This is a genomic window from Acinetobacter pengchengensis (genome assembly GCF_982235305.1).
This window is the reverse complement of the sequence record NZ_CEVATJ010000001.1, coordinates 1,135,542-1,148,998: the sequence shown is the minus strand read 5'-3', so window position 1 is coordinate 1,148,998 and position 13,457 is coordinate 1,135,542. Positions and strand designations below refer to the sequence as shown.

14 protein-coding genes are annotated in these 13,457 nt (G+C 41.2%); 1 reads left to right on the top strand and 13 read right to left on the bottom strand.

The features are described 5' to 3' along the window. Nucleotides 1–16 precede the first annotated feature (16 nt). The gene (locus AC0T5Z_RS05545) at nt 17–463 is read left to right on the top strand and encodes a GatB/YqeY domain-containing protein (protein ID WP_070155989.1); all 447 of its coding nucleotides are present in this window, start codon (nt 17–19) and stop codon (nt 461–463) included. Between the two features lie 139 nt (nt 464–602). On the opposite strand, the gene AC0T5Z_RS05540 is transcribed toward AC0T5Z_RS05545, so the two are convergent. The 13 genes from AC0T5Z_RS05540 to AC0T5Z_RS05480 form a co-directional block, all read right to left on the bottom strand. Then, a complete protein-coding gene (locus AC0T5Z_RS05540; RefSeq protein WP_070155991.1) occupies nt 603–965 on the bottom strand; it encodes a hypothetical protein in 363 nt (120 codons plus the stop codon). A 66-nt stretch (nt 966–1,031) separates the two neighbouring features. Beyond that, nucleotides 1,032–1,406: a GFA family protein gene (locus tag AC0T5Z_RS05535; protein WP_070155993.1), complete on the bottom strand. Its 375-nt coding sequence runs from the start codon at nt 1,404–1,406 to the stop codon at nt 1,032–1,034. 48 nt (nt 1,407–1,454) lie between these two features. Beyond that, a complete protein-coding gene (locus AC0T5Z_RS05530) occupies nt 1,455–2,891 on the bottom strand; it encodes a M48 family metalloprotease (RefSeq protein ID WP_291340360.1) in 1,437 nt (478 codons plus the stop codon). A gap of 105 nt (nt 2,892–2,996) precedes the next feature. Further along, nucleotides 2,997–3,971 carry a 2-hydroxyacid dehydrogenase gene (locus tag AC0T5Z_RS05525; RefSeq protein ID WP_435337443.1) on the bottom strand — a complete coding sequence of 325 codons (975 nt, stop codon included), beginning with the start codon at nt 3,969–3,971 and terminating at the stop codon, nt 2,997–2,999. 63 nt (nt 3,972–4,034) lie between these two features. Next, the gene (locus AC0T5Z_RS05520; protein WP_435337444.1) at nt 4,035–4,685 is read right to left on the bottom strand and encodes a hypothetical protein; all 651 of its coding nucleotides are present in this window, start codon (nt 4,683–4,685) and stop codon (nt 4,035–4,037) included. 171 nt (nt 4,686–4,856) lie between these two features. Beyond that, a complete protein-coding gene (locus AC0T5Z_RS05515) occupies nt 4,857–6,746 on the bottom strand; it encodes a M48 family metalloprotease (RefSeq protein ID WP_435337445.1) in 1,890 nt (629 codons plus the stop codon). A 94-nt stretch (nt 6,747–6,840) separates the two neighbouring features. Continuing rightward, nucleotides 6,841–8,379: an amidophosphoribosyltransferase gene (purF, locus tag AC0T5Z_RS05510; RefSeq protein WP_435337446.1), complete on the bottom strand. Its 1,539-nt coding sequence runs from the start codon at nt 8,377–8,379 to the stop codon at nt 6,841–6,843. 25 nt (nt 8,380–8,404) lie between these two features. Then, a complete protein-coding gene (locus AC0T5Z_RS05505; protein WP_435337447.1) occupies nt 8,405–8,986 on the bottom strand; it encodes a CvpA family protein in 582 nt (193 codons plus the stop codon). A gap of 3 nt (nt 8,987–8,989) precedes the next feature. Beyond that, nucleotides 8,990–9,991: a quinone-dependent dihydroorotate dehydrogenase gene (locus AC0T5Z_RS05500; RefSeq protein ID WP_435337448.1), complete on the bottom strand. Its 1,002-nt coding sequence runs from the start codon at nt 9,989–9,991 to the stop codon at nt 8,990–8,992. A gap of 111 nt (nt 9,992–10,102) precedes the next feature. Then, nucleotides 10,103–10,582 carry a type II secretion system protein GspM gene (gene gspM, locus AC0T5Z_RS05495; protein WP_291340372.1) on the bottom strand — a complete coding sequence of 160 codons (480 nt, stop codon included), beginning with the start codon at nt 10,580–10,582 and terminating at the stop codon, nt 10,103–10,105. Then, nucleotides 10,582–11,721, bottom strand: a complete 1,140-nt coding sequence (gene gspL / locus AC0T5Z_RS05490) for a type II secretion system protein GspL (RefSeq protein WP_435337449.1) — start codon at nt 11,719–11,721, stop codon at nt 10,582–10,584. The genes gspM and gspL overlap by 1 nt, the downstream gene beginning before the upstream one ends. Nucleotides 11,722–11,767: 46 nt before the next feature. Further along, nucleotides 11,768–12,223 (bottom strand): phosphohistidine phosphatase SixA, encoded by a 456-nt coding sequence (gene sixA, locus AC0T5Z_RS05485; RefSeq protein ID WP_019837595.1) that lies wholly within the window; start codon nt 12,221–12,223, stop codon nt 11,768–11,770. 155 nt (nt 12,224–12,378) lie between these two features. Then, entirely contained in the window at nt 12,379–13,452 is a 1,074-nt protein-coding gene (locus tag AC0T5Z_RS05480; RefSeq protein ID WP_435337450.1) for an NAD(P)H-dependent glycerol-3-phosphate dehydrogenase, read from the bottom strand. Nucleotides 13,453–13,457 lie beyond the last annotated feature (5 nt).

The following is a 13,457-nucleotide window of genomic DNA, read 5'->3' as shown; positions in this document are numbered from 1 at the left end:
CTGTCTGGATTAAATGATGACGACTTTAAAAAACCAAATCACTGACGTTTTGAAAGCGACAATGCGCGCCAAAGAAATGGGTAAGTTAACGGTAATTCGTAGTCTACAGGCGGCAATTAAGCAAATCGAAGTCGATGAGCGCAAAGAGCTTGACGATGCTCAGGTTCTTGCGGTCATTGAAAAGCAAATTAAACAACGTAAAGAATCGGTTAAAGCCTTTGAAGGCGCTGGCCGAGAAGATTTAGCTAGTAAGGAACAAGCTGAAATTGAGGTGTTATCTCAGTTTCTACCAGAAGCTATGACTGAGGAAGAACTTGATTCCATGATTGCGCAAACCATTCAAGCGCAACAAGCTACTAGCATGAAAGATATGGGTAAGGTGATGAACTCTCTGCGTCCGCTCATAGCCGGGCGCGCCGATCCTGCACAAGTATCTGCAAAAATTAAAAGCAAATTAAGCTAATCAACTCATCCCAAATTTGTGTTTTTCCAAACACTCATTTAAAAGTCAGATTAAACCTGTTTAATCTTTCGCTCCAATACTATTCAGTAAAATACTAGATCAAGGATGAGATAAATTATTACTCACCCTTAGACGCTTTTTACTTTAAATCGCAGTTCACTTGATACTTTTTCAGCAATTGCATTTCTTTAGATGCGCTGACCTGCTGAATCACATCCTGTTTATTAATATTCTGATAACGACGATCCAAATAGGCACGATTTTCATCTGCTGCCTGATATAAGCGATCGACATAACGACTGACAATGCCGCAAAACTGCTGCTGTTGCTGCGGATTAAAACCCTGCTGTTGTGGATTTAACCCCCGTAAAAACTGTCGAGCATCTTGTTTATATTGCATATTAATTTCTTCGACAGCTAACACATACTGCTCTGCACTCGCAGCATAGACATTTGGCAAGTTCATCCCCAAAATAAGGCATAAATAGATATATTTTTTCATTTTCAATTCAGGGTCGTTTCAACTCAATTTCAAGTTATATTTTAGCACTGTATATTCAGTGAATAACTATTCACAGGACTCAATTGCCAAAAAGTTTGGTTTGTATTGCGCAAAAGCTTGCTCACATGGTTCGGGAACTTTGCCTTGTGTCACAGTTCCTAAACGCAAACGAATAATATCGGGTAAATCTAGCCGATAAGAATAAATCGGGCTGCCACATTCCTGACAAAATACTCGTGCTTTATTGGGACTGTGAAAATATTCTTTTAAGTATTTTAAGCCACGCACCACTTCAAAATGTTCACGTGCAACTGGACTATTCCATCCCATAATACTGCCTTGCGCACGGCGGCAATGCTGGCAAAAACATAATATTGTTTTTTGAATTTCGGCGTGGTAACGGTAATACACCGCACCACATAAACATTGTCCCTCAATCATTCTTAAACTCCTTTTCTTTATTGTTATGTCACCGTATGTACGCCTGACTTATATTTTTAACTGTCGCTCTCTTTGCATTTCAGTCACACGGTTTTTTATATTTGCCGACATCGCCTGATTGTCTTTGGCTAAGCGCTGCGCGTGCAGTAATGATTTAATTGCCTCTTCTTCCCAACCCGACCAATACTGTACTTCTGCACGATACCGTAACACATTTACGGTGCGCAAGGCAGAACTTCGGTCTGCATTTGCCGCTTGCTGCATTAAATTCCAAGCCGATAAATCACGTGGATTTTTTTGCAAGAAATCTTTCAAAATATTTTCTGCCTGTATGATTTGATTTTTGCGAATCAAAACCTCTGCCCATTTATAATTCAGCGCACGATTTTCAGGCATAATTCGCGCAGGTGAGCTAATTGTTTTAAGCGCCAAATCAGTTTTATTTTGCCCTAAATAAATGTCAGTTTGAATAAGTGTCAATAAATTATGAAGACGATTTTGACTTTTAGCCTGATCTATACTTTGCTGCGCTAAAACAAAATCGCCTTGCTGACTATAAAAATAAGCCAAAGCCAACTGCGCAGCAAAATGATTACGGTTTGCAAATGCTTTAAGCTGTTGTTCTGTCGCCTGATGAGAAACCACCAAACTATATAACTTTAAAATTTCAAAGTCATCATCACGTAGCGAGGTTGGCACAGGTGGTAATTGATTAGCACGTAAACGCGCCTCACTCATCCGCTCTGAGGTTAAGGGATGGGTAAACCAAAAATCTGGCAAGAAACTGACTCGGCTGGTGGTACGGTGCATCACTTCAAAAAAATCTGCCATGCTTTGTGGGTTATAGCCTGCGCTATACATATATTGCATGCCTATACGGTCTGCTTCACGTTCCTGATTACGGCTATAGGTCAATTGCTGATCCATTAAAGCGGCTTGAGAACCCATCATCACTGCTGCGCCTGCATCACCATCAGCTTGTGAGGCAACCAATGCCCCAACCACAACTCCAGCTAGAGCTAACAAGCCCTGCCCTTTAAATGCCTCTTGAGATCGGCTGTAATGACGTTGAGATACATGGGCAATTTCATGCGCCATTACACCAGCAACTTCGTCCATATTACGGGCAGAATTAATAAGACCTGTGTTTAACGCAAATAAACCGCCTGGCACGGCAAAAGCATTAATTTGTGGATCATTGATAATGAGTAACCCAATAGGTTGCCCCAGTTGAGTTTGGCTGAGTAGATGCGAAAACGTATTGATTAATTGATCTTCTAGCCACGGGTTTTGCGTGACAGGCATTTTACGCTGCACTTCCCGATAGACTTTTTCGCCTATACTGCGTTCTTTTTGCTGATCAATTAATCCCACACCACTGCCTATTTCAGGCACATTAAATTGTGCTGTGGTGGTCAAATTAGCACTTTGGGTTGTCGCAATACTGGCAAAACTCAAACCGCAGATCAGTAATACACGTTTCAATGGATGATCTCAAATACATATCTTGCATAATGATTCACTATAACATTGAAAAATGAACGCATTTGCAATGATGTGTTATCAATTTTTACCTCGTCATTTCTAACTTTAGGGCTTATAGCAAGCAGGATTGACCATATATTGCGGACGACGTCCTTCAAGCGCATCAACCAAATTGTTATAAGCTAAATTTGCCATTTTTTGACGAGTTGCTGCGGTTGCCGAACCAATATGCGGCAAAGTGACGACATTATCTAACTCAAATAATGGTGATTCTTGCAGTGGTTCTTTGTCATAGACATCCAAAGCTGCGGCAAAAATTTTGCCTGCTTGCAAGGTGTGAATAAGTGCCTGTTCATCAATGACCGAACCACGCGAAATATTGACCAAAATTGCATGTGACTGCATTAAATCCAGTTCACGCTGACCAATTAAGGCTTTAGAATGTACATTTAAATCGACTGCCAGCACCACAAAATCTGACTGTTGCAGCAATTCATCTAAACTCAAATATTCCGCATTAAACGCCTGCGCCACTTCCATTTTTTCACGACGATTATGGTACAGTACACTCATATTAAAACCATGAAACGCACGACGCGCGATAGCAGCACCAATATGCCCTAGCCCCACAATACCGATAGTTTTACCATAAATATCCTGTCCAAACTGCGCTGCGCCAACGGTACGTTTCCATTGTCCTTGTTTAGTCCACCGGTCTAAATATGGTACTTGTCGTGCTGCACTCATCAATGAGGTAAAGGCTAAATCTGCTGTGGTTTCAGTCAAGACATGCGGTGTGTGGCAAAGGCTAATCTGTTGCTGGGTTAAATAATCTACATCATAGTTATCATAACCTACACTTACACTCGAAATCACTTTGAGTTTGGTCGCAGTATGTAAATTGCTTTGATTAAGCAAGCGCCCTGCACCAATCATCCCATCGGCATCTTGCACAAGCTCAAGCAACTGTTGATTCACATCACCCACTTTAGGGTTGACCTGCACCACCAGATAATCTTGCTCTAGCTTACTTAAAATTTCTGCATCAATTTGACTAAATACCACCACTTTTTTACGCATGATTATCCCTGTTCCGTGTCAACAATTGCTTAAATGGGTAAATTTTTAAATATCAGAATTAGCTTAGGCTTTAAGCTGTAACGATGTGGCTTGTATCGCATCCCACAGGTTTTTTTTCAACAGTGGCTGATCTAGCATTTCTTGCAAACTGGCTAAATGCAAACACTGTTCAGATCTAAAATGTGGTAATTGACCTAAAATTAGCATGTTTTTGTCTGCGCTTAAGACATCAACAAAACCTTGTACATAATTCTCTACCCCTATGCCGTCTTGTAATACTTCTAAGGCAAAAGGCCATTGCAATACATGATATTCAGCCTGCAGCGCATGCTGAATATTACGCCACAATTGTTGCTGTTTCTGACTCAATGCAGTGCTTTCTACCAAAATAACACAATACGGTAACTGTAAAGCTTCAATGCTAAAGGCTTCGACCTGCAGCATGACACGTGCTTCAGGAATATCATCTGGCACAACCACTTCAACTGCTGTATGTTGCGGAGATGGTTCTTGCTTAGGCTCTTCGTGAATAATTGGCTGTTGTTGTTTTAATTGCTGATTGACTGCAGCTGGAACAATAATGTCACTGTGTATTTCAGGGGCAGCTTGGTCGCGCCAAACCGATGATTGTGGCAAAGTTTGAGACACAGCCGTTCTAGAAACCCAAATATCGATTCCCAAACTGGCTAAAATGTCACGCTGATGCCCCATCATGTTTATCATCACCTATCTAATTTTTCGCTGCACATTTTCATCAGAGAACAATATGCAAGATAGCACCTATTCTACCTAGAAAGACTGCACGATGCTGTGCTTTCTTTCACCCAATCTGACCTATTCGTATTTTCATAAAAATCTGGTTTAAACACACCTAATCAATAAATGTCACACAATCATCAAACTGTTTTGTTTTTGCATTTGCTCAACAATTTCTTCGGTTTTAAAACCTAGACGCCAATAGAGCAACTCCAAAACATCCAATTCATCCTGGGTGATAATACGGTCATTCCACAAACAAATTTCAGCAATGCCTAATACCATCAGTCGATCACGCAGCAACAAACCAGCCATATCATTTAAAATTTCTGATAAATCAATCGGTTCATCTGAAATTTCCTCATAAGTCATAAGTTCATCTGAAGTTAAAACACGCTCTAAAATACGTTCGCGTACATCTAACTGATTGACGCTATTAATTTGCTGCACATGCAATAAAGCATCAATTAAACGTACAATTTGCGGTTTCACTTCATGTAACGCTGCAGGCGTATGTAACGGCAGCAAATTTAATTCAAACTTAATTCGCTCTAGCAACAAAGCATCTAATAAACCAATCTCACCATCTTCCTGAATGATTTTTGCCAGTTTGGTTAAAAACTGCCGCGCGATACTCAACGGCATACCGCTAATATTTTTACATGCGTCATGGAAAATAGAGATATGTACTCGCCCATCCAAATTTAATAAGGCATCTACAATTGCACGGCTTACTTCTGCTTCAGCAGGAATAAATTCACGATATTGGCGAATCATCAAAATGGCGACAATCACCTCACGCGAACCCGTTGCCGTTTGCAAAGCACGCTGAATCAACTCTGGACGCGGCATTTTATTGCGAATTTCAGGCTTGAGAGGCTTCATTGCATCATTAATTGCAAAGCTAATTGGTGATAAGCGCAGCAAAGGTAAAGGTTGTGGAGAACTCCAAGGCGCATAATATTCCACATCCATTTCTTCAAGCGAGCGAAATAGGCTAAACAAAGGTTGATTGCGTAAACGCTTCAGATTTTCCAGCTGCAAATCTTGTACCAAGGTTGGATCAAGTTCAAAAATACGTGCCTCGATACTTGGATGAATATTCATCCAACTTTGTGGACTGAGTGAATTGGCAAAGCACATGTGCGAGATAGATTCAGAATATTCACTATGAATTTGCGAACCCGCATGATGCACATAAATCCGCAGCAAAGTTTGAATATTGGCATTGTTTTGAATCAAGCGTTTGGTTTTTAAATCATTCTTAAAGGTACGTCCGCTTAAGCTAATGTATTTAATTAAGCGAGTAATCAACACTCCTAAACTACCAAATAACCAAATGCCACCCCCCATAGCAACAAAAAAAGTCGCCAGTTTGTGTGGGGGTGCATCACGATGTTGTCCAAAGCCAAGTTTGGCGATGCTACTACCCCACTTACTAAACGTGGTTAGGCTACTGTAGAGGATTTTAAGCTTAGTATTATCAATGGTTTCACCACTTAAAATATGGTTAAACTCATGGCTAAGTAGTCCATACAGCTCTTGTTCATCCAAGTTTTGCAAAGCACCCCAAGTCAAAATAATCACAATGTCTTTATGACTAAAGCCTGCTGTTAAGGCATTTACTCCAATTTCATCGGGCAATACATATACGGTGGGTACTTCAATTTGAAAAGTATCTGCCAATTGTTCGGTCAATTTAAGGGCTGTATTCTCTTCTGGGGTACTTTCAAACTGGGTTAAACGACGCGCACCCAATTGTTTTGCCAAGGAGTGACCGCCTGAACGAAAAACGTAAAATTCCAAAATGACGGATACCGTCATAATCAGCACTAAAACTGTAATCCAGTATGGGCTTAGACTGTGCCAATAAATAGACTGGCTTGAATCGACATAAAAAACCAACAGCCCTAAAACTGTGTTTAAGATAAACAGGGTCAAAGCGACTGCAACCAAACATAAAATTGCAGACCAAATCATATTTTTATTTTTAATCAAGTAAGTACCAACAGACTTCAATGTAAACATCCTGAATTACATTGTATTTGAGCCACAATCATAAATGAAAAAAGCGGGAATTTCCCGCTTTTCTCACTGAGCTGACCAGAAAAAATTAACTCTCTTTCACACCAGTTAAGTCTACTGACGCAGCATCAATATTGACATCAATATAACCATCTTTGCCTTTTTTAGCGAAGTCGTTACGCTTTTGCTCAAGATCATTCAGATAAGCTTCATCAATTCCGCCAGCCACATATACACCATCAAATACTGAACATTCAAATTCAGTCAAATGCGGTACTTTATGGGTACGAACGGCTTGTTTTAAATCTTCTAAATCTTGGAAAATTAAACGGTCTGCACCAATAATTTCACGAATTTCTTCGACATTACGGTTAGACGCAATTAACTCATCTTTGGCTGGCATATCGATACCATACACATTTGGATATTTCACCATTGGCGCTGCAGAAGCAAAGAATACTTTTTTTGCACCTGCATCACGTGCCATTTGGATGATTTCGTTACAAGTCGTGCCACGGACAATTGAGTCATCCACTAACAGTACATTTTTGCCTTTAAACTCAAGCTCAACAGGGTTCAGTTTTTGGCGCACTGATTTTTTACGCAATTGCTGACCTGGCATAATAAAGGTACGTCCGATATAGCGGTTTTTCATAAAACCTTCACGGAACTTAACCCCTAAAGTATTTGCCAATTCTAAAGCAGAGGTACGCGATGTATCTGGAATTGGAATCACTACATCAATATCGTGCTGCTCGCCCCACTCTTTGGAAATTTTATGCGCCAGTTTTTCACCCATTTTTAAACGGGCTTTATACACAGAAATGCCATCAATGGTCGCATCGGGACGGGCAAAGTACACATATTCAAAAATACATGGGCGATATTGAGGTTTAGCGGCACATTGCTGGCTAAATAACTCACCAGCATCATTAATAAAAATCGCTTCACCTGGCGCAATATCACGCTCAACTTTAAAGCCAAGTGCAGTAATTGCCACAGATTCTGATGCAATAATATATTCCATACCCTGTTCAGTTTCACGCGAACCATAAATCAATGGGCGAATACCATTCGGGTCACGGAAGCCAACCAAGCCCTGACCTGTAATCATTGCAACGACACCATAAGCCCCTTTACAGCGCTCATGCACACGGCCGATCACATGGAAAACATCTTCAGGTGTCGGGTTTAATTTGCCACGTTTTTGCAATTCATGTGCAAATACGTTCAATAACACTTCAGAGTCAGAATCGGTGTTCATGTGACGTAAATCTGTTTTAAACAGATCTTCGTGAATTTCTTCGGCATTGGTCAAATTCCCATTGTGTGCCAAAGTAATCCCGTACGGCGAGTTCACATAAAAGGGCTGGGCTTCGGCACTGCTTGATGAACCTGCAGTTGGATAACGCACGTGTCCAATACCATAATTACCTTGCAAAGCACGCATGTGACGCGTATGGAATACATCACGCACCATACCATTGTCTTTACGCAAGAATAAACGTCCATTGTGGCAAGTTACGATCCCAGCCGCATCCTGTCCACGATGTTGTAACATCGTTAATGCATCAAACAACATTTGGTTAACAGGTGATTTACCAGCTATACCAACAACTCCACACATAGCAACCTCGCAGACCAGCTAGGGATTAATAAAAAGGATTATTCGTTGAGCCATCTGCACTAGAGCGATTTTCTTTTGCGTCAGATGCGATGTCGGAAGATGGCACGGCATCTTTCGACTTGATGTGCTGTAAAGCCTCATTGGCAGCGTCTTTAGACAGTTCGGTTGCCCACGGTGCATATGGCAACAAAGTTTGCACAAATTTAGACTGTTTCCAATAAGGCGAGCTTTCTACCCAAGGACCAACTCCTTGAATAGTAATAAGGACAATGAGTAAGCCTTTCAAGGTACCAAATGCACCGCCTGCCAAACGATTTAATGGGCCAAGCTTCAAGCTCTTTAACACACCATTTAAAACAGCGGTAACAATCCAGGTCAGTACCACAATGACCAAGACAATAAATGCAAAGGCTGCAATTTTTTGTACCACAGGATCGCTGCTGAGAGCTGTCATCGAAGGTGCTAGGACAACTGCATATTTTGCCGCTACAATCAGGGCAAAAATCCATCCTACCAAGTTCGCAAAGGCTTTAATAAATCCTTGTCGCAAACCGTTCAACCCTCCAATAAGCAAGAGAATCAGAATAACGATATCAATGGTATTCATAAGTTATAAGGCGTTCACACAATCTTGAACCAGCTCAGGACCTGCATAGATTAAACCACTATACACCTGAACCAAGCTTGCACCTGCATTTTTTTTGGCAACGGCTTGTTCGCCCGATAAAATGCCACCTACACCAATTAACGGAATTTCACCTTTCAGTGCTGCTGAAAATGCTGCCAAACATGCGGTACTTTTCTCAAATACAGGTGCGCCAGATAAACCACCTGCTTCATCGCCATGCGGCAAGTTTTCTACACCTTCACGCGACAAAGTAGTATTGGTCACAATCAGACCATCAATTTTGAATTGTAATAATTGTTTGGCAATAAACTGAATATCTTCAGTGTCTAAATCTGGCGCAACTTTTAAGACTAGCGGCACATAATGTTGATGTTCTTCTGCCAACTCCAACTGACGCTGTTTGAGAGTTTGCAATAATTCAGTGAGCGCATCACCACTTTGTAAACTACGCAAGTTTTTGGTATTCGGTGATGAAATATTTACAGTAATATAGGAGGCATAGTTGTAGACTTTTTCTAAACAAATCAGATAATCATCTACTGCATTTTCAACTGGCGTATCGGCATTTTTACCAATATTAATTCCCAAAATGCCTTTAAATTTTGCTGCTTTGACGTTTTCAATCAACTGATCGACCCCATCATTATTAAAACCCATACGGTTAATAATGGCTTTGGCCTGTGGAATACGGAATAAACGTGGATGCGGATTGCCCGCTTGAGGACGTGGCGTAATGGTGCCAATTTCAATAAACCCAAAGCCTAAACCAGCTAAGGCATCAATATACGCACCATTTTTGTCTAGACCTGCTGCCAAACCTACTGGATTAGGGAATTCAATTCCCATACAAGTCACAGGTTTCACTACAGTCTTTTGACGCATCAAACCCATTTTATGGCTCGATTTCAATAGTGATAGTGTCAGCTCATGCGCACGCTCTGGTGCTAAAGAAAATAACAACGGGCGGGCTAGAGAATACAACATATCTGCAAAAGTCTACTGCTTTCTAAGTCGCCATATTATAGGCTTAGCCCAGTCAAAACGCTATGCTTGACATGGGTTTATTTTCCGAGTTTCGGACTTTATTTTTAGCCTTTACTGGACTGTCGCAGTTAATTTAATCTGCCCTGCCTCAGAAATTAATTCCATTTTTTCGATACTTAATCCCATTTGCGCCAATTGGGTTAAAAAATTTGCCAACACAGCATAACTAGCATGGCTGACCACCAGTTGCATTTTGTCACCACTTTGCTGCGAAGCGACCGATAAGCCCTGTTGCTGAGCCACACGCTGAATTTTATCAGCTGCACTGAGTTGTGCATCATTAGCAGGTTTCATGGTGACCGCATGACTTTGCATCACCACCACCAAGTCTTTAAGGTCATTCACCCGCTTTTGCTGTTTTTCGGCTGCGGCATGCATATACCACAGAGCAGAACCCACAGCAGCAACAATCACAAAAATTGTGGTAAAGACCACCAAAACACGTTCACGTGTATTTAAACGATCTAAATAATCTTGTATCAGTTCAATACGTCGATCGATCAAAGTGGACATTTTTTCCATGGCTTTCATTATTGTATTTTCACCAATCCTACTGCGCCTGATACACTCGGCTGAATATTACCTAGCTCGACCTTAAAACCTTGCTGATTCAATTGTTGAGTGAGTGCTTGCAAGGTTGCTGCCGAGTTGGCACTCAACTCCATGTTCAACATATTCGCGTCATAACTCACACGATTGGCCACAATTTGATTTTGCATCAACACAGGGCCAACGCGACTAAGCAATTGCAGCGCTTGAGTATCTGCATTTTTGCTCATGCGTACCTGACTTTGAAACTGGCTTTGAATATTTTGTTCGGTAATACGGCTGTTTGCGCCAAACCAATATTGATACTGTTCTATGGCTTGAACCGCTGTTTGATCAGCTACTTTTTTAAGTTTGCTCCAGCGCAGTGCATCATAGCTAAATTGTACAATTAAAATCCCAAGGAGTACTGCAGCACAGGCTTTCCAATAACCTGAAACGCCCGTGTCGTGCTTGGCTTTTGGTAGCATATTGAATGGATGCTGCTTGGCTTTCGCCAATGTAGGTACAACATAATGAAAACTTTCTAACTGCTCTTGGGTTACAAATGCTTCAATACTTTGCATCTGCTCTGCACTAAAGTTGGTGATTTTATAATTGCGTTCTGCAGTTTGATAATCTAAATAAAGCGCCAAATCATCAACTGAATAACCTAAAAATTCACTTTCACGTACCAGTAAACGTCCGCAAATATTTCCAATCACCGTTTGCCCTGCTTCAGGTTGCGGCAACATTAAAAAGTCAGGTAACAATGCACTAATTTTAACTGGTAACAAACTGAATACATGCAAATAGGTTTCAATACTATGCTTAGCCATTCCCAACACGGTTATTTGCTCAGGCGGCACAAAATGATGAGCCACCCGCATCGCATCAATTGGCAATACGGTATATTCTTCTAATAAATACTTCACGCCCTCTGCACCCAATTGTTTATATTGGGCTTTAGGCAAAGTTTGTTGCATGATTTGTACATCACGGCTTGGGAAAAACACCACAGCATCTTTCCCTTGAAAAGGCTGCAATGACTGAATCAAGGCATCAAGATTATCTGCCTGCGTCCAATGTTCCCCTGTTGACCATTGCCAAACCCCATTGGCTTCTGGCATCCATAAATACAGCATTATTATCGTTCTACCGTTGAATTGTATTTAACTTTATACATTTATTTTATGCGTTTGGAATAAAACTTTTGAGTTGGGTTGAAAGTCCCGCAGCAATCACAGCCTGTTCATAAATCCGTGCTTCTGCCAATTGATACGGATTAAACGATTCTGATGTTAAAATCTCAGACATATAAGCCACCACATTCATGTGACATACCACTGCAATTGACTCATACGGTAATTGCGACAACCATTCTACTGCTACTTTTGCATCATCTTCAGGTTTAATGGCATTGCAGACCACCACAGGCACATCTTTAAAAAATTGCTGCAAATGTGCCAAAGTTTCTTGTGCACGTAGTAAAGGACTGACCACAAATACATCGGGCTGAATAATATTCTTTAAAAAGTCCGCTGTTTCTTGTGCTTGTATATGACCACGCTCAGTCAATGGACGCTGATGATCATTACCCATCACTGCAGGAGCGGCTTCACCATGACGAACAAGAGTCAGTTGCATAGAATTTCCTTATACGATGATACACATTAAGTTGTGTCAATTTAACTCAAATTATGCGCTCAGTATAACCTGAGAATATGACAATTCTGTTCACCAAACTGTCATATTTCAAGCAAGTTTTTACCTGCTGTGGCGCTGTTTTGATGGATGTAAAACTAAACTAGATGATGTGGCAAGACAAATTCCACATCACTACGATGTCCATTCTTCATTAAAGACAGTGCAATGTTCATGGGCGGCGCCCCTTCAAAAATCACCTCATAAAGTGCACAAGTGATTGGCATATACACATCTAACTCATTCGAGCGCGCCCGCACTTGCACGATGGTATTAATCCCTTCAGCAGTTTGCCCTAATTCTTCTGTGGCTTGTTCCAACGTTTTGCCTTTACCCAATGCAAAACCCACTTGATAGTTACGACTCAATGGACTGCTACAGGTTGCAAACAAGTCACCAACACCCGACAAACCTAAAAAGGTCAATGGATTAGCGCCAAGTTTCACCGCAAAACGGCTCATTTCTGCCAATGCACGGGTTAAAATCATACTCTTAGTATTTTCACCCACGTTATAAGCTGCAGCCATCCCCATTGCGACTGCATAAATATTTTTCAGTGCACCGCCTAATTCCACGCCATTCACATCATCACTGGCAAAAACACGGAATAACGCACTATGCAAAGCTTGCTGCACCGCATAACGCACCAATTCAGAATGACTGGCAATGACTGTACCTGCAGGCTGCCCCGCCACAATTTCTTTGGCAAGGTTCGGGCCAGACAATACGCCATACGGCACTTCAGGTAATTCTTCGCAGATAATATCGCTCATAAAACTAAAAGTTTTGGCTTCAATCCCCTTAGTTAAAGACACCACTGCTTGTGCACTAATAAAAGGCTTAATTTGACGCAACACACCACGGAAAGAATGACTTGGAATAGCCACTAAAATAATGTCACGGTCACGGACAGCAGTTTCTAAATCTGAAACGGCTCTTAAGTCCTGTTCCAACTGAAAATCTGGCAAATAACGTCGATTAATATGCGTTTCATTAATTTCTTTGGCAGTCGCTTCATCACGAATCCAAATCATCGTGTCACAGCCATTACGCACTGCTGTATTGGCCATTGCTGTGCCAAAACTACCACCACCCAATACTGTAATGCGTAACGCTGTTTTTCGATCTACTGCAACAGGTTCAACCAAATCGGCAAAATTTAACTCTGACATTATTG

Excerpts from the sequence above, each read along its gene's own strand:
- AC0T5Z_RS05545 (WP_070155989.1), top strand. The coding sequence starts at position 17 with ATGACGACTTTAAAAAACCAAATCACTGACGTTTTGAAAGCGACAATG.
- AC0T5Z_RS05540 (WP_070155991.1), bottom strand. The coding sequence starts at position 965 with ATGAAAAAATATATCTATTTATGCCTTATTTTGGGGATGAACTTGCCA.
- AC0T5Z_RS05535 (WP_070155993.1), bottom strand. The coding sequence starts at position 1,406 with ATGATTGAGGGACAATGTTTATGTGGTGCGGTGTATTACCGTTACCAC.
- AC0T5Z_RS05525 (WP_435337443.1), bottom strand. The coding sequence starts at position 3,971 with ATGCGTAAAAAAGTGGTGGTATTTAGTCAAATTGATGCAGAAATTTTA.
- AC0T5Z_RS05520 (WP_435337444.1), bottom strand. The coding sequence starts at position 4,685 with ATGATGGGGCATCAGCGTGACATTTTAGCCAGTTTGGGAATCGATATT.
- purF (WP_435337446.1), bottom strand. The coding sequence starts at position 8,379 with ATGTGTGGAGTTGTTGGTATAGCTGGTAAATCACCTGTTAACCAAATG.
- AC0T5Z_RS05505 (WP_435337447.1), bottom strand. The coding sequence starts at position 8,986 with ATGAATACCATTGATATCGTTATTCTGATTCTCTTGCTTATTGGAGGG.
- AC0T5Z_RS05500 (WP_435337448.1), bottom strand. The coding sequence starts at position 9,991 with ATGTTGTATTCTCTAGCCCGCCCGTTGTTATTTTCTTTAGCACCAGAG.
- gspM (WP_291340372.1), bottom strand. The coding sequence starts at position 10,582 with ATGAAAGCCATGGAAAAAATGTCCACTTTGATCGATCGACGTATTGAA.
- gspL (WP_435337449.1), bottom strand. The coding sequence starts at position 11,721 with ATGCTGTATTTATGGATGCCAGAAGCCAATGGGGTTTGGCAATGGTCA.
- sixA (WP_019837595.1), bottom strand. The coding sequence starts at position 12,223 with ATGCAACTGACTCTTGTTCGTCATGGTGAAGCCGCTCCTGCAGTGATG.
- AC0T5Z_RS05480 (WP_435337450.1), bottom strand. The coding sequence starts at position 13,452 with ATGTCAGAGTTAAATTTTGCCGATTTGGTTGAACCTGTTGCAGTAGAT.